Source organism: Methylomagnum ishizawai (assembly GCF_900155475.1).
GTDB classification, from domain to species: Bacteria; Pseudomonadota; Gammaproteobacteria; order Methylococcales; family Methylococcaceae; genus Methylomagnum; species Methylomagnum ishizawai_A.
In genome coordinates, this window is sequence record NZ_FXAM01000001.1 from 731,745 (window position 1) to 752,275 (window position 20,531).

21 protein-coding genes are annotated in these 20,531 nt (G+C 60.8%); 19 read left to right on the forward strand and 2 right to left on the reverse strand.

Annotated elements, in window-relative coordinates:
• Positions 1–45 precede the first annotated feature (45 nt).
• From B9N93_RS03220 to B9N93_RS03230, 4 genes are all read left to right on the forward strand, one after another.
• Entirely contained in the window at positions 46–357 is a 312-nt protein-coding gene (locus B9N93_RS03220; RefSeq protein ID WP_085210828.1) for an Arc family DNA-binding protein, read from the forward strand.
• Positions 358–446: 89 nt separating this feature from the next.
• Positions 447–722, forward strand: a complete 276-nt coding sequence (locus B9N93_RS03225; RefSeq protein ID WP_085210830.1) for an Arc family DNA-binding protein — start codon at positions 447–449, stop codon at positions 720–722.
• Between the two features lie 58 nt (positions 723–780).
• Positions 781–972, forward strand: a complete 192-nt coding sequence (locus B9N93_RS24415; RefSeq protein ID WP_125468812.1) for a hypothetical protein — start codon at positions 781–783, stop codon at positions 970–972.
• Positions 973–997: 25 nt separating this feature from the next.
• The gene (locus tag B9N93_RS03230) at positions 998–1,762 is read left to right on the forward strand and encodes a hypothetical protein (protein WP_085210832.1); all 765 of its coding nucleotides are present in this window, start codon (positions 998–1,000) and stop codon (positions 1,760–1,762) included.
• Positions 1,763–1,983: 221 nt separating this feature from the next.
• On the opposite strand, the gene B9N93_RS03235 is transcribed toward B9N93_RS03230, so the two are convergent.
• Positions 1,984–3,369 (reverse strand): ATP-binding protein, encoded by a 1,386-nt coding sequence (locus B9N93_RS03235; RefSeq protein ID WP_085210834.1) that lies wholly within the window; start codon positions 3,367–3,369, stop codon positions 1,984–1,986.
• Positions 3,370–3,638: 269 nt separating this feature from the next.
• Positions 3,639–4,235, reverse strand: a complete 597-nt coding sequence (locus B9N93_RS26180; RefSeq protein WP_125468813.1) for a hypothetical protein — start codon at positions 4,233–4,235, stop codon at positions 3,639–3,641.
• 21 nt (positions 4,236–4,256) lie between these two features.
• Between B9N93_RS26180 and B9N93_RS03245 the strand changes: the two genes are divergently transcribed.
• From B9N93_RS03245 to B9N93_RS03315, 15 genes are all read left to right on the forward strand, one after another.
• On the forward strand, positions 4,257–7,436 hold the full coding sequence (locus B9N93_RS03245; protein WP_085210838.1) for an LPD1 domain-containing protein: 3,180 nt from the start codon (positions 4,257–4,259) through the stop codon (positions 7,434–7,436).
• Between the two features lie 49 nt (positions 7,437–7,485).
• On the forward strand, positions 7,486–7,944 hold the full coding sequence (locus tag B9N93_RS03250) for a hypothetical protein (RefSeq protein ID WP_085210840.1): 459 nt from the start codon (positions 7,486–7,488) through the stop codon (positions 7,942–7,944).
• Positions 7,941–8,582, forward strand: a complete 642-nt coding sequence (locus tag B9N93_RS03255) for a hypothetical protein (RefSeq protein WP_125468814.1) — start codon at positions 7,941–7,943, stop codon at positions 8,580–8,582. Before B9N93_RS03250 ends, B9N93_RS03255 begins: the two co-directional genes overlap by 4 nt.
• A 5-nt stretch (positions 8,583–8,587) precedes the next feature.
• Positions 8,588–8,941 (forward strand): hypothetical protein, encoded by a 354-nt coding sequence (locus tag B9N93_RS03260; RefSeq protein ID WP_085210844.1) that lies wholly within the window; start codon positions 8,588–8,590, stop codon positions 8,939–8,941.
• Positions 8,942–9,001: 60 nt separating this feature from the next.
• On the forward strand, positions 9,002–13,669 hold the full coding sequence (locus B9N93_RS03265; protein WP_085210846.1) for a helicase-related protein: 4,668 nt from the start codon (positions 9,002–9,004) through the stop codon (positions 13,667–13,669).
• 77 nt (positions 13,670–13,746) lie between these two features.
• On the forward strand, positions 13,747–13,965 hold the full coding sequence (locus B9N93_RS03270) for a hypothetical protein (RefSeq protein ID WP_085210848.1): 219 nt from the start codon (positions 13,747–13,749) through the stop codon (positions 13,963–13,965).
• 34 nt (positions 13,966–13,999) lie between these two features.
• A complete protein-coding gene (locus B9N93_RS03275; protein WP_085210850.1) occupies positions 14,000–14,890 on the forward strand; it encodes a hypothetical protein in 891 nt (296 codons plus the stop codon).
• Complete coding sequence (locus tag B9N93_RS03280; protein ID WP_085210852.1) at positions 14,887–15,510, forward strand: hypothetical protein; 624 nt, start codon at positions 14,887–14,889, stop codon at positions 15,508–15,510. Before B9N93_RS03275 ends, B9N93_RS03280 begins: the two co-directional genes overlap by 4 nt.
• A gap of 33 nt (positions 15,511–15,543) precedes the next feature.
• Complete coding sequence (locus B9N93_RS03285; RefSeq protein ID WP_085210854.1) at positions 15,544–17,052, forward strand: hypothetical protein; 1,509 nt, start codon at positions 15,544–15,546, stop codon at positions 17,050–17,052.
• 76 nt (positions 17,053–17,128) lie between these two features.
• Positions 17,129–17,353, forward strand: coding sequence for a hypothetical protein (locus tag B9N93_RS03290; protein ID WP_085210856.1), 225 nt, complete (start codon positions 17,129–17,131; stop codon positions 17,351–17,353).
• A gap of 11 nt (positions 17,354–17,364) precedes the next feature.
• Complete coding sequence (locus B9N93_RS03295; RefSeq protein WP_085210858.1) at positions 17,365–17,970, forward strand: hypothetical protein; 606 nt, start codon at positions 17,365–17,367, stop codon at positions 17,968–17,970.
• Positions 17,971–17,989: 19 nt separating this feature from the next.
• Entirely contained in the window at positions 17,990–18,757 is a 768-nt protein-coding gene (locus B9N93_RS03300; protein ID WP_085210860.1) for a hypothetical protein, read from the forward strand.
• Between the two features lie 181 nt (positions 18,758–18,938).
• Positions 18,939–19,667, forward strand: coding sequence for a peptidoglycan-binding protein (locus B9N93_RS03305; RefSeq protein WP_085210862.1), 729 nt, complete (start codon positions 18,939–18,941; stop codon positions 19,665–19,667).
• A gap of 28 nt (positions 19,668–19,695) precedes the next feature.
• Entirely contained in the window at positions 19,696–19,896 is a 201-nt protein-coding gene (locus B9N93_RS03310) for a hypothetical protein (RefSeq protein WP_085210864.1), read from the forward strand.
• Positions 19,897–19,899: 3 nt separating this feature from the next.
• Positions 19,900–20,529: a hypothetical protein gene (locus B9N93_RS03315; RefSeq protein ID WP_085210866.1), complete on the forward strand. Its 630-nt coding sequence runs from the start codon at positions 19,900–19,902 to the stop codon at positions 20,527–20,529.
• Positions 20,530–20,531: the final 2 nt, after the last annotated feature.

Here is a 20,531-nt window from a genome sequence, read left to right on the forward strand (position 1 = left end):
ATTGAGCTATTGCCGTCAAGCTCAATGTGAGCCATCATTTCTCACATGAGCAAAGAAGACCCACAAATGAGATTTAGGGCCCCGCCTGCCCTGAAAAAACAGATTGAGGATTCAGCCTGGAAAAACAGGCGGTCAGCTAGCGCTGAAATCATTGCCCGCCTTGAGGCGTCCTTTTCCAAGGATTGGGGCGACGATGAAGAAGTGGAGCGCCTCATGAAAGGTGCCGTACTGACGCTCAGCCCTGAAATGGTGGAGATATTCAAACGCCTTGAGGAGGAAATACGGAAAAATCCCGTCGATCTCTCCAAGTTACCGCTGGGACCACCGATCAACTCCGACACTTTAGATGACGAATAAAAAACCCGGCGCGGAAAGCATGGCTCAATTTAACTCATGAGTCAAATTAAATCATTGCTCTGAGTCAGAAAGAGTCAGAAAATTCCGGCATGACAACGAAACCAACACAACCCTACCCGATTCGGATGCCGCAAGAGATGCGGTCCCAGTTTGAGCGGGCCGCCAAAGAAAGTGGCAGGTCTTTACATGCCGAGATCATGATCCGGCTTGAAAGGTCACTTGAATACGATAGGGAAAAAGCAATACTCAGCCCCTTAGCGTCCAACTCGATAGGGAACGAACTCCTTGAAAAGCTTGCTGCGGTACTGAGTGAAATCTATGGGCAGGCCAACAAAATGGCGGAAGATACAAAAAAAACCAGCTAGGCTGACCCTTTGAACTAGACTAGATCAAATCAATTTAGGTCAACATTGGAGAACTGTCATGGATAAAGCTTTTCTCGATGGAATGGTGAAAATATTGGAATCCAATAAAAGCCAAGATATTCAAGAAGGATTTTCCAAGATGGTGAAAGCTATAGAAAAGCAAACAATCGCTTTCGGTACCAAGAAGAAACATATACAAGAGGATATCAAAAGTGGGTCAAGACTTACCAAGCATCGATTATCTTTATGACTTCCTATATTTGGATCGGTCACGCATGGGTTCCTATTGCGCCCAACTATTCGATGGCGGCATCCTGACCGGCACTAAGAGCATTAAAAAGAACACCGAAAGCAAAAGCGCCACTTTTAATGGAGACGCTTTGGTTGCCAAGGCTGGGTTTGGAGGCCAAGAAGCATTGGAGGAATCTTTAGAACACCAATTCGACGCGGGATGGTCCTTGCCGCTCAATGTATTAGATCGATTGGACGAGCTTGATTTCCTTCATCGAGACTTAGATTCAATACAGATTGGTCAATTACTATTAACGAAAGGTAGTATCACGGTCATTGATATAAAAATGCTGAAAAGCTTGTGGCGTCCTATTAGCCTTGCGATTACAAGCGAAGGAAAAGCCACCCATGCTAATAAAAAAGATAAGGAGCAGGCAAAAAAGCGGATGGAGTTGGTGGGAAGCGTATTGGACCAGCTTCCGCCAACAGTTCAGATGTTTTTTGAGGCTGGCAGGAACATTATTTGGTCGTCTCTAAGTGCAGATCAAATGATCATCAACCCCGACGACTTGGCCCTGAAATACGGCGGCAAAGTTGATGGAGAATGGCATATGCTTTCCGTTTTAGATGCTAAACCAGATCAAGCCGTTTTCTCTAGTTTGCCCACCTTCGTGCTGGAACATCAGTTCCTATGCGGGATAGCGGAAATAATAGAAAATATGCGTAAGTGGGTTGGAAGGCCGGGCTATGCATATGGCGCAACACCTATAGCGATATTCCGGGCATTGAAACCTGCTAACCAATCTTGATTCAATTTGATTACGCACAAAAACCCGGCCTAGCCGGGTTTTTTATGCGCGATGGTTTGGGCGGTAGCACAAACCGGGTGGATTGCAATGGTGAATATTTACATTGAATCCGGTCGATAATTGGGTGGATTGGCTTTTCATTTTACTTGAATGGCATTTGACACGGGCATTTTGTTGGCTAACTTGTGGTTAGGCATAGACTTCGCGTGAATTTCATAGCTTTACTTTTCAAGTAATTGTCTGCAGATATAACCAATCACATTGGTCAATTCGTTTTCAAATGGTCTAGTAACGTCGTCATGTCCTGTTTTGGCATGAACCAATTCATGGATCAATGTGCCGGCATAATCTGAAATTGTTTTCAGATTTTTTCGATCAATGACAATTGAATATGAATTTTCATCCCAGCATCCAAGCGTTTCAACCCCAGAAAATAAATCTCTTCTCATCGTAGATGAGATTTTTATCTCCCTGACTTTTTTAGGCTTTCCACCGAAAATGTCAATTATTTTTTGAGTGTGTTGGTAGACAATTTTTTCTTTTTCGCTAAGATTTTCGAAATCGATAAAGTTGAATGTAAAGCTGTCGTTGTAATTTGAAATAAATTGCCCAATATCGACTATGGGATTCCCTGATAAATCTCTTGAGTCTTGAATTTTTAGCTTTAGATTTTCTGGTATCGTAATAATTTCATGACCACTATTTCTTGCTTGGTCAATCATGTCGGGATGCTGCATCGCCTCAAAAGAGGTTATAAAAAGATATTTCCCTTCTTGATTTAAGATTTTTACAGAATGTTCTTGAACATCAATCCAACTCAACTCATCGTGGGCCGTTCCTGCGCTGATATTTGTCAAATCATTTGCGAGTATCTCAACAACTTCCTTTTTTGTGGATGACAATAATATTTTTTTAATTGAATCCGTATATGCGGTGCGTCCAACATTTGTCCGCTCTCTGTTCAGGGCTTTTTTAATTGAAGCATTTAATGTTGTAATGTTGTAGCTAAATAAAAAATTTTCCTCTTCGGCAACTTTTACGCCATTTATATAAATATTTCCATGGCCTTTGCTGTGCTTAACGATCTGTCCTTGCTTTGTTGTTTCAATTATTTCTTCACCTGAGAACTTTAAAAAAAGCTTTTTTGCGTCATCAATATCTTTGTCAGTAACTCCATTTAATTCAATTTCTGTACCCACAAGGTCGGGATCGACCGCATCCTCAATTATTGCATGTAAAGTAACAATATCTTGGAATCCTTGTTTTTGTGATTTTGCAATTGTGATTCTACCATATTTTGATTTAGCGCTTACTATAATCTCCCTTCTATCAAAAGTTGCTAAAGCATCTTTTAAACCGATTCCAAACTTTCCAATTACGTTCGTACTAGCTAATTTCTCTTCGTTTTCATTCTGAGTAAGGTGAGTATATTTTATGCCGCGCCCGAAGTCACGAATTATCCAAGAGTTTCCGCGCTTAAATATTTCTACATCCTTTGTTTTTGTCAAAATCTGCTCATCAAGCGCATTAGCAATTATTTCTCTAATTGCATGATACGTTTCCCAATTTTCAAGAATTCTTTCAATATTCAAATCAAATTTTTTCATGTGTCTGCTCCTTGTTTTTGACGCATATTCTTGGAAACAGGGTATTACATGCCATCGTCCGCCCCATGTGGATAACTGGTGTTATGGCAAACCCAGCACTGGGTGCTGGACATCCTACACCCGTTCAACAATCCCAACAACTGTCGTCCATCGTATGGCGCACCCAAAACACAACCACCGTCACGAATCCAGGGCCGAAGCCCCGTTCCTGACCTCCAGGACAGGCGAGATCGCCGACACTGGAACCTCCACTGCCCGGATGAAGCCATTCAGTTCAAAGCCCTATTCCCTACGCTGAGTAGCGTGTAAAACACGAAATAACCAAGCATTGAGAGAATGAAGAAGGCCGGGATCGTGGCAATCGCCCACTTCACCATCAGGAAAACCATGTCCCAAAATGGAATGTCCACGCCAACAAGCACCACATCATTGGCGTTTAGCGGCCTTAGTTGAGTGTTGATTTTGATTGTAGATGATCCCCTTTCTTGGGTGGTTTCCGTATCCGGCGATTTGCCGCCTTTTGCAAGGGTGACCAATAGCGCCAGAATAACCAAAACTATAAAAATGACCAAGCCGAGCAATGGATTTGCGTGGGATTCGCCTGTATAGCCATACGAATAAGCCGGGGCTAGCAAAGACGCGATTATAAAAGCGGGATATGTTTTCACGGCGAGCCTTCCTATGTTCGATGTGTCTTTGAATCCTAGTCGATACAGCGGACTGGTCAAGCCATAGGGACCACTTCCAGGAATAGTCACCAGCCCAACCGCGCCCTGGCGACTATTTGGACGAATAATCACCAGCCAGTGGTAGGTTCCCGCCGCATGATGCGCCGGCCCCGGTCGTGACTTCAAAATCCCGGCCATCTATCCAGCCGCGCCACGCCCATGCTCTACCTGCTGTTCACGCCCGCCGACCTCCTGAAGGCCGAACAACTCGGCCTCTTCGACATGCCCACCCAGGTCCGCGCCCACACCCGCAAGGACGGCGCGGTCGTCGCGCCGCACATCCGCTTGCAGAAAAAGCGCCTGCATCCGCAAGGCGGACAGCACGACCTATTCGGCCACGCCGAGCCCAGGACCGAGGCCCACAAACTGGGGCGGCTGGGCCAGTTCGTCCACAAGCACGGCGGCTATCGGCGGCTGCTGTCGATCCTGGCGGGCCTGCCCGAGCCGCAGCGCGACAAGCTCCACGAGAGCATGGCCGAGGTGGCCCGCAAGCCGGTGGCGATGGTGCGGGAGTTTTTGGCGTTGGGGGCGAAGCATGAGGCACCGGCGAAGGGTGGGACGGCGCTGACCGGCGAGGAGGTGGCGGGGGAGGTCAGCCCGCACGATGCGCCCAGCCGGGGCGAGGTTGGCCCAAGCGAAGGCGACACGAAGGAAGAAAACGGCCATCGCTACGTCCTGCGCGATAGCCGGTGGCATCGAATCAATGAGGAATCTACGGATGAAAATACTGGACCTACCCAGGGTGATGAAGAACAAGGTGCATCGGCTGGTGCGGGCGGAACTGCGGACGAGGTCTCTGGCGTTCCATCGGAGGGTGGCGCGGGCGCAGAACCGGAAAGCACTGAACCAGCGCATGACCCAGTGGCCCACGCCGAGGCCAAGCAAGACCTTGCCGACGAACTCCTGACCAACCCCGACAGCGAACGGGCGGCGGAGTTGGCGCGGAAGGTGGCGGACGGCTTCAAGGCCGGCCAACTGGAAAAGTTGCGGACCAAGATCGAGGAGATGGGCGGCAAGGCCAAGGTGGCCGAAGCCATCAAGCACGAAATCGGCAAGTCCGGCGGGTTGGATGCAGGCGGCGTCAAAAGCCGCGCGGTCGCCCTGGTCGATGGGCTGGCAACCTCCCTCAACCTGTCGCGCGATGAGGTGTTGGCCGAACTCGGCCTGAAGGAGGTCCGGCGCAAGGCCCGCGCCACCCCCCAGAAGCCCAAGAACACCTTGGAAACCGGCGGCGACTTTTCCGACGACGATCCCAATTCGCCCAACTATCGTTTCCGCGATACCGGCTACATCGGCGGCAGCCGCAAAGAACTGGCCGCCCAGATGATCCGGCAGGCGGGTCGCGAGGGACGGCAACTCCGCGCCACCGATATTGATTGGCAGGAGATCGAACAAAACCCCCGCGAGGCCAAGGAACTCATCACCAAGAGCAACCTGTTCGGCGCCGTCGATTGGGATGCGCTCAAGGCGGGTGGCATGGAACCGGGGGCCGGGTTCCTTGTGGACCGCGTTTATGCCAGCCTTGCGCCCGAACCCCCCGAAGACAGCGCCCAGGCCCGGCGGGATTATGCCGTCGGCCTGGAAAGCCTCCGTACCCGCCTTGAAGCCTGCAAAACCCCCGACGAGGTGACGGATGCCCTCAACACCCTGCGCGACGAATACGAGGGTGCGATCCTGAATGCCCAGGAAGCGGCGGACTACCAGAAGGCGCAGGGGATTTACCGGGGGATCGCCGACCGGCGATGGGCGCTTTCCAAAGAGCGCGATGCGCTGGTGCAGGCCATGATCAACCCCGGCCACGAGGCCAGCGCCCTGGGGTATAAGCAACAACGCCGATTGGATAAGGGATGGAAGGCCGACCCGGCCTTGGAGGGGCAAATCCGCCAACTCAAGGCCGCTGCCGAGCAAGCGCGGGCCGACCTGGAAGAGTGGGATGCCCGGCACCCCGAGGTGGCGAAGGGCCGCACCGACAGCCCGATGGCGCAGGCCGTGGGCCAAGCCTACGGTGTGATGCGCTCCATCGTCGAAAAGGCCAAGGCCCGCAACCAAGAGGAGAACCCGGTCCATCGCGCTTGGAAACTCATGGGGCCGCGATTCCTGGGCATCCTCAACTACCGGCGGCGCGAGGGGTCGGACGCTTTCCGCGAACACCTGGCCGCAGCCAAAATCGGCAAGATCGAGGATTGGTCCTGGGCCGAAAAGGAGCGCAAGACGGTCGATGCGCCCAAAGCCACGAAGGGCCAAGTCCGGTTTCAATTGCAAGTCGCCGAAACCTTCGAGCGCAAGGGCGGCCAGCCGGTCAAGGTGGCTTCCACGGCGGCGCTCAAGGCGATGTTCGGCCTGCGTGACGTGCAGTCCGGCAACTGGGTGCTGTCCGACCCGGCTGCGGCGGCATTCCACGTCCAGAAATCGGCGGAGGCATTGTCCGACTTGGCCGACCTGTTGGACGTGGAACCCGGCCAGATCGCGATGAATGGTCGCGTGGCCCTGGCCTTCGGGGCGCGTGGGCGCGGCGCGGCTGGCGGCATGGCGGCCAGGGCGCATTATGAGCCTGTCCACCGCACCATCAACCTCACGAAGCTGGGGGGCGGCGGCTCGCTGGGGCATGAGCTTTTCCATGCCATCGACAACCTCATCGGTGAAGTTGAAACCGGGCAAGCCAGCAGCAAGGACGTATATGCCAGCGAAGACCCCGCGCTACTGCCAGAGGGGGAGTTGCGCGATGCCATGATCGCATTCCGCCGCGCCATGCTGGACGGCCCCCACCGGCTGGGCGAGAAGATCAGGTACACCGACAAGGACGTGAAGACGGCACGCTACAACATCGACCGATCCATCACGCGGGGCGTGGCCGGGATCATCAAGGCCGCGGGCGATATCCATGCCGCCGTGCGGGCGGTGGATGCCCATTTCGCCGGACGCACGGACAAGATGTCCGAGAAGAACCGCAAGGACTGGCGCAAGATGGCCGCCGCCTATTACGACGCCAAGCCCGCCGGAGGGGAAGCCCTGGTCGAGTCCGGGCCGACCCTGTCCGCGTTCGCCTTCGAGGCCTCCAAACTCGACAGCGACGACCACGGCAAATATTGGAGCAAGCCCCGCGAAATGGCGGCCAGGGCGTTCCAAGCGTGGTGCGAAGACCGGTTGGCGGGGCAAGGGCGGCGCAACGATTACTTGTCTTCGATGGCCGACAACCGCTACTACCGTCTATTGGATCAAAAACCCTTCCCCGAAGGCGAGGAACGCGACCGTATCAACATGGCGCTGGATGGCTTGGTGGTGGCGCTGCGGAAGGCCGGGACGCTGGCGAAGGCGTTTGGGCTGCTGAAAGCCGCCTAGCGGGTCGTGACATTACGCTGGCTCCAATTTCGCACGGGAGACCCTTCCAATGTCCGACTCGCCACGGGATAACGCTCCGCTGACCGGGGGGCTCAAGTTCGCCGCCAAGTTCGTGGCCGGTGTGATGCACCTACGGGCCCTCTGCCAATTCGAGGGCGTGGACGGCATGGCCGACGTGTCGGCTGATAATCCGTTGCCGGTGGCGCTGATGGGCGGCGGCAGTATTGCCGTTTCGGGCACGTCTGCCTCCATGCCCGCCGTGGTCGATGTGTCCGGCTCGCCCGGCCCGGTCACAGTCACGGTGATTCCCGGCGCGGGCAACACCAGCAAGGCCGAATATTCGACCACGCCGGGCGCGGCCACCCACCCCGGTGCCGCGAACTGGCAGGCGTGGCCCCCCGGCACCGTCTCCGTCATCGCCACCGATGTCTTCCTGGGGCGGCTGGCGGCGCTGCGCTTCACCCGCGTCACCGGGTCCGCCACCGACACCTACGAGGTGCTGGCATGAACGGGTGGGCTTCCAGGATGGCGGCGCTACCCGCCTTCGCGTGGGCCGCCCGGCCATCGGCCCAGTCCTACGCGGGCCGGATGATCCGCGTCACCGATTACGGCGTGGGCCACGGCTCACTGTGGTTCTCCGATGGCTCCGCTTGGCGATTGGTCGGCCCCACGGAGGTCTACAACACCACGACCGATTTCGTCGGCACCTACGCCGGGGCCACGCTGGTGGCCCAGGCCATGTTCCCGGCGGGTCTGTTGCGGGTGGGCGATGTGCTGGCGTTGGTCATCCGCACGCTGAAATCGGGGACCGCCGATGCGTTCGCCCGGAATATCCGGTTCGGCGGCACCGGGGATATAGGCGTCGATAGCAGCGTGTTCTCGTTGGGGTATGGGTCCACCAATACCCACACCGCCGAGAATCCACGCCTCAAGATCGTTTCGGCCACGTCGATCCGGGTCACGACCATCGGCTCGACCACTTCGTTCAGCGGCGGCACGTCCGCCGTCGGCGCGACCGATACCACGATCCCGGACATCGCCGCGAACAATAGCTACCTCAGTATCACCTTCAACAAGAACGCCGGGTCGGCGGGGGAAACCCTCACCACCAAGGAATTGACGATCATCCACCATCCCGGACCCTAGTCGCCATGCAAAACGTCAAGACCCTCCAAGCCCGCGACGCCCTCAAGCCGGTCCTGGCCGTCCACGTGGAGGCCGATGATTCCTGGGATTGCTACTTGCATGGGGATGAATTGCCACCGGTGGCCGCGCCGATCCCTATCGCGGCCTGCTCGTCTTGGCAGTTGCGCCGGTATCTCAACCAGAGTGGGTTGAGGAACGCGGTGGATGCCTATATGGCGTCGGCGGACCAAGACACCCAGGATGGCTGGGCGACCGCTTCGGTGTTCCTCAGCACCGATCCTTTTGTCGCGGCGGCGGCTGGCGCCCTCGGTCTCGACCCCTACGCCATCATCGGCGCCGCCTCGGAAATGGTGGGTTGAGCATCGCGTCCCCGGTCGTGACTTGAAAATGCGGGCGGTTTCCCACGGACTGCCCGCGCCATGCCTTCTATCATCCTGGTCTTCCCCTCCGGCAACCGCTATCCCATCCCGCCCGGGCATTACCGCTTCGATGACGCCCTGGCCAAGAGCCACGGGGCGGCCCCTGCCGGAAGCCGCTGGATCACGGTCCATCCCAACGGCCACGAAGAAAAGGGCGTCCCGGTCCTGGTCCAGGAACACAAACCCGGCTCCGGCGTGTACCACGTCATCGGCGGCGCGGGCGGCAAGCTCAACCACCTGCGCTTGCGCGGCCTGAAGCCCCAATCCGATTACAAGCAGCACGCCCGCGAACGCCTGAAGGAAAAGCAACTCGTCGCCAAGCAACAGCGCAAACGCGACCAGGAAAGCGGCATGGCCGAGGCCAAGAAAGCGGCCAAGGCCGGTGTCCTGGACCGCAAGCGACAGAAGCAGGGCGAGTTCATCAATACCGTGGCCCAGGCCATGGGCTGGAAGGACCACGAGTTCAACGAAGCCGACCATGCCGACCTACCCGAGGCCGCGCAGAAGCAGGCCCGCGAACAGCATCACCGGGAAATGCTCAAGCGCGCCCACGAAGCCGTGAACCTGCAACGCGACCGGCTGGTATCGGATCAGGAGGCCCGCGCCGAGGCCGGTCTGGGCGGTGTGCCGCTGACCACCGAGGACCCCGACAAACTATCCGTCGCCGACATCGACCCGGTGAAGCCCGAGGGCGCGGGGGGACTGGGTTATTCCACCGATTTCAAGGCCCGCGCCGAGACCATGGGGGCGACCGACGAAGCCGTAAAGACCGAGGCCGCCCAGGTCAAGGCCGAACGGGAAGCCGGGAAGCCCAGGAAGGCGGAAGGGGAGGGTGGTGGTAAGAAAACCGCCGCCGGTGAAGGTGGGGGTACCGCCAAACCCAAGGGGACCGCCGGGAAGATCGCCCAGGCGTTGGAAACCCTCCGCGAGGAACCCGCCACGGCGCCCTTGAAGAAACTGGTGGACGCCAAGACCGCCGTGAAGCTGATGAAGGCGCAGAAGGCGCTCAAACTCACGGAAAAAGCCGCGGTCGACGCCAACAAGGACATTGATAAATCCGACCGCATCAAGGCGTACAACCTTGAAGTGTCCGCCGATGATCCCGACCTGGATACCAAGGTCGCCGAAGACTTGGAAAACAACCTGCGCACCGCCGCCACCCGTTCATTCTTGGCGGAAGTCGCCGACAAGGACGAACAACAACTCCGGCGGCATATCGGTGTCGGCGCGTTCAACTCGATCAATTCCCTGGCCTTGGCCGCCGGGGGCGATGCGCTGGTGGACCGCTCCGTGGTGGATGTGCTGGGCATCGCGGGCGCGGCGCAAGTCCTGGCCCGGCGGCTGCACGCCGATATGTCCAAGGCGGAAATCGAACAACTACAACAAGGCTTTGAGGATTGGCACGTAAACCATTACATGGAGACCTCCCAGGCCGTGCTGGACCAAGCCAAGGAACTACAAAAGCGGGCGGCGGAAATGGCGCTGGACGAGGCCCACGACGGCCACGACCTCGCCGCCGGGAAGGAAGTTATGCGGCGCAAGCTGGCCGCCCTGGCGGAATCCGACAAAATCCTCGGCACCGCCCTGGGCGAGATGGAGGCCAACGCCGCGTTGGTCATGGCGCTGCGGCAGGGCAGGACCGATAAACCAGTCGAGGTGCCCCTGGGCGGCATCGGTGACGAGGACGCCATCCGGCAGGTCCGCGCCATCGGCTTGAAGCCCGGCGACTACAGCCTCGACCGGATCGGCACCAACACGGTGTTGACGGTGACGCCGGCGGGGCTGGACCGGCTGGCGAAGCCCATGGCCCGCGACGAGTTGACCCGCGTGCGCCGGAACCTGGACATCATCGAGGGCAAGCACGACGAGGACGACTGGCTCCCGATGGGCGTGGCGAACCGGCCCGACCTCGGGATGCCGGATTTGAAACCGGGCATCGCGCCCACCCTGGCGGAACCCTTCCGGCCCGGCCCGGACCTTGCGCGGTCCATGCGCGACTATATCGGCGGGCGGATCGCGGATGGCGACAGCCCGGCGGACATCCTGGCGGACCTGCAATCGCAACCGATGATCGACAAGGCCGGGGCCGACCGTTACCGCGACTACATGGCGGCGCTGGATGCGGTGATGCCGCTCAAAGACCCGAAGACCGGCAAACTCCGGCCCGTGGAAGCACTCAAGCCGGAACTCGAAAAGATGGCCGACGAGTTCACGGCGTCGCGCCATGGCGGCACCCTGGCCCCACTGCACCGGCAACGGTTCGAGGTGGACCAGAAGGCGGTGGATGCACTGCATCGGGCATTGGCCGCGCACCCCGAAGGCGTGGCCGCCTACAAGTCCATCGGGGAACTGACGAACCAAGATCAGCGGGCGCTACGGGAATTCTTCCATGCCAACATCGCCAAGGAGGACGTGGACGCGGCGGACCTGCGGCACCGGTTGGAGCGAGTCCAGGGCGAGGAACCCGAGAAGGAAGTCGAGGATATGTTCGGGGAGGTTTCCGAGAACCCCGATTGGCGGGAATGGAAAGCGCACCGGGACCAACTCGCCGAAAAGGTCAACGCCGCTTCGTTGACTTGGGACAAGTACGCCAAGATGATGCGCGGCCACACCCACGCCTACGCCTCGATCCAGGATTTGATCCGGTCGAACGTCGCGCAGAAGTTCGCCGAGGAACACAACCGCCTGCGCCCCGACGCGCCGCTCAAACTGGGTCGGGAGGTGATCCGCGGCAACCTGAACCACCTGGACGCCGTGGACCCCAAGGCCCGCGACGAACGGCTGGCGAAGGAACGCGCCCTGGTGGATTCCCTGCGGAACCGCGAGGGCGGCAAATACGCGGCGGGGTCGGTGGCCGACAAGCTGGATGCGGCGCGGGAACGGCAGGAGGCGTTCGGACAGGCGCAAATCGGCCTGTTCGGCGGGGAGGACGACCTGTTCGGCGATACTTCGCCCGCGATGAAGGCGAAACCACTCGGGGCCGATGAGCGCCATACCCTCGGCCATGCCGCCGAATCGCAAATCGCCCGGATGATGTCGATTGTGGGGCCGAATTTTCGGCCAGGGAAGCCCACCAAGATTTGGCGGCCCGTGATGGGGAGCCGCGATGCGGAAGGTGGGAAGAACAAGGATTTCGTGCGGCAACGGGCCATCAAGCACATCGTCGCGAACGAGCGGACGGTGCTGGCCGCCGGGGTGGGCACCGGCAAGACGCTCGTGGGCCTGGGTGCCTTCACCCACCTGCACGGCCAGGGCAAGGCCAAGCGCGGCCTATTCTTGGTGCCGTCGGCGGTGCAGTCGCAGTTTTCCGGGGAAGCCCTGCGCTACCTCGAACCCGGCAAGTTCAATTGGCACATCGAACCCGGTGCCAGCCAGGCCGAACGCATCGCGGCCTACAAAGACCCGTCCAGGCACTTCGCGGTGATGACCCACGCGGGATTCCGCGACGACATGATCCACCTGGGCGCGAAACACGCCGGCATCGACGAAAAGGCCATGTCCGAGCGCTTGGGCGCGATGAAACCGGCGGAGCGGCGGGCCTGGGCCAAGGGCGTGATGGACAAGGAAGGGATCGATTTCGATTACCTGAACGTGGACGAGGGCGACAACCTCCTCAACCGGCGCGGGAAAGAGAATTCCACCCTGGCGAACGTGGTGGACTCGGTGTCGGCCCATACGCCCTATTACGTGTCGGCCTCGGCGGACCCGGTGAAGAACGACGTGTCGGAGTCGTTCGACGTGTTGGCGAAGATGGACCCCGAGCGCTACAACGACCGCGCCGCGTTCCTGCGCCGCTACGGCCCGAACACGGAAGCCGCGCAGGAGGGCTTGAGGCGCGAAATGGCCCGCTACTGGTTCCCGGCCAGCGTGGAATCCGGCGTGAAGGCCGATAAGCGCGAGGAGCCAGTCGAGTTGACCCCGGACCAGCACGCCGCGCTCAAGGAGGTGTCGAAGCTGGCGGCGCGGGCCAGGATCGCCCGCATGGAAGGCAAGGTGGACGTGGACGCGCTCAGGCGGCTGTCGCCGACCTCGTTCCATGGCGTGCCGGAGGAGCGGCACGAGGCGCTTGCCAAGCAACTACAGGCCGGGCTGGGCATGGTGAAGGCGGCGGCCACGCGGCGGATCATCGACGCGCATCCCCAGGGGGCGAAGGTCGGGCGCATCGCCCAACTGGCGAAGGAGCGCAAGGGCAAGCCGGGCGTGGTGTTCGCGCACAGCCTGGACGCCGTGAACGCCATCGCCGACCGGCTCAAGCGGGAAGGGCATCGCGTGGTGACGCTGACCGGGGTGGATTCCGGCAAGGACAAGGACGCCAAGCGGCTGGCGTTCCAACCGGAGGCCGGGGAGGCGAAGGCCGATATTATGGTGGCTTCGGACGCGGCGGCGGCAGGGATCAACTTGCAGCGGGGACAATGGCTCGTGCATAGCGACGTGCCCGACACGGCCCGGACCCACGCGCAGAGGTCGGGTCGGATCGACCGGGTGGGCCAAAGGAACGATGTGGAGTTGATCGACCTCGTTGCGAACCATCCAGCGGAACGGGCAGCGCGGGAACGGCTCAAGACCAAGTATGGTTTGCGGGAGTTGATGACTTCGCCGATGGAGGGGCTGGATGATAGCGGTCTGGGTTATTTTCTCAGGCGGAGACAGGCGGAGCAGGGCGGGTAAGTCCCATCCCGATAGTTCCCCACCCCCCAGGTCGTGACATCACCTTACCCGGAAACCAACCGCCATAGCTTCCGGCCATGACCCCCGACGCCCTCCGCCAAGCCCTCGCCCAAAACGCCCGACACCGCGCCCACGCCTCCGCCAGCCTGGCGAAGATCGACCGCGCCGGACGGGACCGCCTCGCCGCCATCAACCAGCGCTTGGATGTCCTGCGTCCCATCGCCCTGACCGACCCCGAAGCCGCCGACGAGTACCAAGCCCTGGTCTTCGAGCGTGGCCGCATCCTCGCGATGTAGTGCCGCCGCCCGGTCGTGACGCCACCATGGGCTCATGCCAACCGCTCAACAACTCCTATCCGCCTGCCCCGACTTCCTGAGCATCGACCTGATGCTCAAGGCCGAACTCGCGACCGAAGGCGGGAAGCGCTTCATCTATATCGAGGCCAGCAACGAAGCCATGGATCAGCAAGGCGAAGTGGTCTTGCAAAAAGCCTTGCGCGATTCATCGGACTGGTATTCCCGGTTCGGCAACCTCGATATCGACCACTACACCTTGATCGGCGCTAAAGCCGGTATCCCCGATTACATGCTGTTCGAGATCGGCCAGCCCCGCGAGGTTTCGTTCCATGGTGTGAAAACCTTCGTCAAGGGCGAGATTTATTCCGGCCAGGGGCCGGCGGCGGAACGCGCCAATTATTTCTGGTCCAGCCTGACCGATATCAATCCCCCGGCCCGCTGGAAGCCCTCGGTCGGTGGCGCGGTACTGGAAAAATCCATCGCGGTGGACCCGGAAACCGGCATGAAGAAGGCGATGATCGGGAAAGTGCGCTGGACCAATATCGGGTTCTCCAAGAACCCCGTCAACCAGGATGTCCCCATGGTGTCCACGGTGCCCTTCGACACCCTGGCGAAAAGCTGGGTGCCGGGCCTGGGCTACGACCTATCGAAGGCCCTGGATTCCACGGGCGCAACCACGAATACAGCCAGCCTGACCGGCGGCGCGGCCCTTGGGCGGCAGTCCTTGGACCGGAAGGCGCGCGGCTATTGGGACTTCCGGGACGCCTTCGCGGGCGACCTCGGCGAGGACCACCGCAGATTCAAGACCCACGCCGATATGGTGCGCCATGCGGCCCACAAGTACGGCCTCGACGACGACCTGGCTTCCGAGTTCGTTGAGCGCTTCATGCACGACTGGAAGACAGCAAGAGAGAAACGGCAATGAACTTCGATTTCAACGCGATGATGGAAGAACTGGACCTGCTCAAGTCCCAGCGCGGCGACGGCGACGGCAAGATCAAGAAAGCCGCCGAAGAAGGCCACGAGGAACTGGATGGCGACGAGGACGGCAGCTACGGCGATGGCGGCGAGGACGACGGCTACATGGGCAAGTCCTTCGAGTTCGAGGTGGACGGCGAAAAGGTCCGCGGCTTCGACGCCACCGCGCTCGTCAAGTCCTTGCAGGACCGGCAGGCGGGCATCGCCGACGAAATGCAGAAAGGCTTCGGCCAGGTCGCGGCCCTGCTCCAGGCGCAGACCGACCTCCTGAAGAGCCAGGGCGTGGAGATGGCGTCCCTCCGGGCGAAGGTCGCCGACCTGTCGGGCCAGGGCAAGGGGCGCAAGTCCGCCGTGGCCGTGCATGGGCGCGAGTCCCTGGACCCGCTCGCCAAGAGCCTGGGCGACGATGGCGGATGGACCGTCGATACCCTGTTGGCGAAGGCCGACGCGCTGTTCGAGGCGGGCAAGCTGGGCACCACGGAATATCGCCAACTGGATGTCTGCGTCCGCAATGGCATCCAGCCCGACGCCAAATTGCTCCGCAAGGTCGTGGCCACCCAGCTTTAACCAGAACCGATCCCACAGAGAGGAACGACACTTATGAATCCCACCATCATCGCCCAATTACAGGGCTTGGCCGCCGGTTCGCTCGGCGGTATGGGAGGGCACGGATCGGCTTCCGGTTCGCTGTCCGATTTCGGCGACCTGTTCAAGGCGCTGGACTCCACCTCGGCGCAATCGGATGTGGCGCAGTTGACCGGCGGCGCGGCCTTGGGTATCCAATCGCTCGACCGCATCATGAAGTCCACGGTGTTCGACCAGAAACATATCGTGTTCTTCAAGGATTTGATGGCCACCAACGCCACCAACATCGTGGACGAATATACCCGCATGAATTCGGTGGGCGGGTTCCCCGGTGGTAGTTTCAACGCGCAAATGGGTACGGTCCGCTCGGCGACCGGCGACTACCAGCGCGAGGTCGGCATGGTGAAGTTCATCATGCAGCTCCGCCAGGTCGGGTTCGTGACCAACATCACGAACAACATCGCCGACGCCATGTCGGTCGAGGAAAACAACGGCGCCCTGTCCATCTTGCAGGACTTGGAATACGCCCTGTTCTACGGTCATTCCGCCGCCTGTCCGGTGCAGTTCGACGGCATCTTCAAACAGATCGACGATAGCATCGCCAGCGGCTACATCTCCGGCGAGCATATCTACGACATGCAGGGCACCAGCCTGACCGATGTGGAGGCGTTCAACGCCATCAACTCGGCCATCATCGGCTATGGCTCCTGGGGTACGCCCACCGACGTGTACCTGCCGTCCAGTGTCCAGGGCGACCTCAACAGTGGGTTGGACCCCTCCTACCGCTGGAACCCGGACAACCAGAACCAGCCGATGATCGGCGGCCATGTGCCGGGCATCCGCTTGACCCATGGCGTGTTGAAAACCCACATCGACACGTTCCTGCATGACGCGAACATGCCGATGATCAAGCCGTTCGAGGTGACGTATTCGGCCTTCGCGAGCGCGTTGTCCACGATCACCCCGCAAGGCGTGGCCGCCGCCTGTGCATCCGATGCGTCCTCGCAGTTCACCGCTGGCCGCGCCGGTAATTATTACTACGCGGTCGAGGCCATCGACGCGCAGGGCCAGGGGTATAGCCCGGTGGTGAAGACCACGCAAACCGCCATCTCCGCCGGGCAGAAATGCACGCTGACCATCACGGCCAGCAGCGCCGGGACCGAAACCGGCTACCGCGTTTTCCGGTCCCGCCAGGATGCGGCCAACACCACCGGCGACATGCGCCTCGTCGCCGTGGTTCCGAAGGCGGGTTCCACCACGACCTATGTGGACCTGAACCGCAATATTCCCGGCACCTTCTCCGCGCCCATCGTGGACTTGGAGCGGGCCTCCGATGCCATCGGTTGGCGGCAATTCCAGCCGATGATCAAGATTCCGCTGCCGTTCGGTATCGGGCTGATGCCGGTCTATTCCTGGTTCCAATTCTTGTTCGGCTATCTGCGGATCACCAATCCGAAGCGGCACGGGTATATCAAGAACATACTCCCGGCCAACGCGGCTTGGCGCCCGCACACGGACGAGTAACCGGTTCTGGCCACCGTCGGACCTTGCGGGCGGGGCTTGCCCCCGCCCCCTCTTTAACCACCGGAAGGATCGCGCGATGCCCTACGTGCTTTGTACCCGCCCGAACGCCTCGGGCAACATCAACGGATTCCCATTTGTCCCCCATCCGGGTGGCGGCATGGTCAGCGCCGACGATCTGCCGGAGGACGTGGTCGCCAATTTCCTGGCCATCCCAGGCTATTCGCGGGTGGCCCCGGCGGGTGGATCGGCCCCCGAGCCCGTGGCCGCCCCGTCGCCCCAGAAACCCGCCAAATCCAAGTAAGGTAAGCCAGCATGGGAAGCACCACCAAGCGGATTCCGCTCCTCATCCAGCAATTGAACCGCGCCATACTCGCCGCCCGCGACGTGCAACTCGGTACCCTGCTCAACGACATCATCACCCAGTTCAATGCGCTCCGGGCCGATGTGGCCGCGCTCCGCACGCGCATGAACACGGCTTCCCTGGCATCCGCCGGGCTGGCGATCAAGACATCCAGTTCCGCCGTGGTCAAGTACACCGGCACCATTTCCGCCATTGTCGCGGGCGTGCCGATCCGCAAGACCGCGGGCGACATGCCCGCCCTGGCCGGTACGCTGGCGACCGCCAAGAGCGCGGCCTGGGCGTTCTATATCGACGAGTCCGGCACGCTGTCGGTGTCCGCCAAGACCGCCGACAAGACCACCCACGATCTGGCGTTGGCCGCGTTGCCCGCCAATCCCGACAACAAGGCGCTGGTGGGCTTCGTGGTCATCGACAACGCCACCGGCTCCAATTTCGTGGGCGGCACCACGGCGCTGGACACCGCCAGCCTGACCGTGACCTATTACAACGCCATCGGCATGACGGCTTTCGTCGCCGTGCTGGCTTCGGCGGATTTGGCGGCATTGAACGAGCGTTGATCGCCGATCCCACCGGGCCATGAGCATCTTCACCAACCCCGACGACGTGGCCAGCCTCCTGGCGATGTCGGTGTTCAAGACGCACCCGGCCTTTTCGGGCGTGTTGCCCTCCGAAGATGAAGCGTGGGCCGCGCTGCTGGCCGCCGAGGCCGACGCGCAGCGCCGTCTGCGCGTGTTTCTGGAGCCCACGGTCATGGTGCCCTCGCAGGCGCCGCCGCCGGAAATCGACGCCTTGGAAAACGCCGGGACCAAGTACGCCTTGGAGGCCCCGAGCGAGTACGAGGCGGAAACCTTCTCCAACACGTTCTTCGGCTGCGTCGAAACCAAACAGCGGCCCATCGTCCGGGGCTCCATCACCTCGATCCGTTTCGTCTATCCCGGCCCCGGAACGGCGGTGTTCGAGGTGCCTGCCGAGTGGATCAGGCCGGAACTCAAGTACGGCTTGATCCACCTGATTCCCACGGGGCTGGCGTCCTACGGCCCCATGAACGCCTTCGTGCTGCAAGCCCTGACCGGGCGGAAGACCGTGCCCATGATGATCGAGGTCCGCTACACGGCGGGCCTCACAGACGCGCACGGCCTCTGGCCGGACGTGGTGGACACCGTGAAGAAGATGGCGGTGCTAAGGCTGATTGAGGGAGCCTTCCCGGCGCAATCGGCTTCGATCTCGGCGGATGGCCTGTCGCAATCGGCCTCGGTGGATACTTCGAAGTATTCGGACATGATCGACAAGAAAATCTCGACTTTGAAGGATGCCCTGTGGGGCGTCCGAGTGGGTGTTTTGTGATGTGCTGGTGTACCCCGGACCTCCGAACCCCATCCTGCGGCAAGCCAGGATGCCACCCACCGGGCAAGCCGCAAAACAAAAAGGCGGCGAAACCCATGGAAACCCCGCTCATCAAGCGCTTCGGGAATGATGAGGGGCTGGGTGTGTTGCATCAATCGCCGCTTCCCGAAGGTCGCATTCCATGAATATCTCTCCCGAACAACTCGCCGCCGCCTGCGGTTGCCGCCTATCGGCCGCCCGGCGCTGGCTCGGCCCCCTCGTCCAGGCCATGGCCCGCTATGGCATCGACACGCCCGCCCGGCAAGCCGACTTCCTGGCCCAGGTCGGGCACGAGTCCGGCTCGCTGGCCCACGTGGAGGAGATCGCCAGCGGCGCGGACTACGAGGGGCGCAAGGACTTGGGCAACACCCGGCCCGGCGACGGCAAGCGCTTCAAGGGACGCGGCCTGATCCAGATCACGGGCCGGGCCAATTACGCCGCCGCCGGATCGGCGCTGGGGATCGACCTGTTGGCGAATCCCGAGCGCCTGGAGGAACCCGAGTTCGCGGCCCTGTCCGCCGCGTGGTTCTGGCGCTCCAAGGGGTTGAACGAGCTGTCCGACCTGGGCGAGTTCGATCAGATCACGCGCCGGATCAACGGCGGCACGAACGGCGCGGCGGACCGCCGGGAACGGCGCAAGCGGGCGCGGGCGGCGCTCGGGCTGGATCCGTCCCCGGCGTTGCGGCGCGGGGATTCCGGCCCGGAGGTGCTGGCCCTGCAAAAGGCGCTGGCGGCACGGGGCGTGCGGGTCGGCGCGGATGGGGTTTTCGGCCCCGCCACCGAGTCGGCGTTGCGGGGGTTCCAGGCATCGCACGGGCTGGTGGCGGATGGTATCGCCGGGCCGCAGACCATGCGGGCCTTGGGGCTATGATTTTTTGTTCAACGAACGGAGATCGACCATGAAAAGCGCTACTTCATTCTTACAGAACGCGGTCGCTTTCCTTTGGGAACGCCTGAAAGAACCCAGCACTTGGGCCGGGCTGGCCGCCGCGTGCGCGGCGATTCCTGGATTGCAGACGGGGGCGCTCATTTGCGGAGCCGTGGCGGCGGGCCTGAAGGAAAAGAGCGTTGCCGACCAGGGGGCTGCCCATCCAGCTTAGGCCATGCTCCTCAATCCACTCCAATTCAACGCTTTCCTCGCCCATTTGGGCCAGAACTTCGGCTGGCAGAAATCCTACGCCTGCCCCTGCCTGAATCCCAATAGCGGCGCGGCCCTGCCGACCTGTCCGCTGTGCGGCGGCAAGGGGCATGCCTGGGATGATCCGGTCGAGGGCGTGGCGGGCATCTCCGGCCAACAACTCCAACTCCGGTGGGCCAAGATGGACCTCTACGAACCGGGCGACGTGGTGCTGACCCTGCCGTCCGATTCGCCGATCTATGACATGGGCCAGTTCGACCGGGTGGCGATGCTGGATTCGTCCGCGCCGTTCTCGGACAAGTTCATCCGGGGGCGGGACGATGTGCTGCGCTACCCGAATGTCAGCATCGAACGGGTGTTCTGGCTGGTGGACGGGGAAGTGGTCGAGGGCGGTATCCCGGATGTGGGCGACGATGGCGTGCTGACGTGGCTGTCCGGCGGCGAACCCCCGGCGGGCATGGTCTACAGCATCACCGGGCGGCGCAGGCCGGAATATTTCTGCTGGGGACCGCTGCCGCAGGACCGGGCGCATCATGGGGGGCGGGATTTGCCGAGGAAGGTCGTGCTGCGGGCTTTCGATTTGTTCGGGCGGTGACG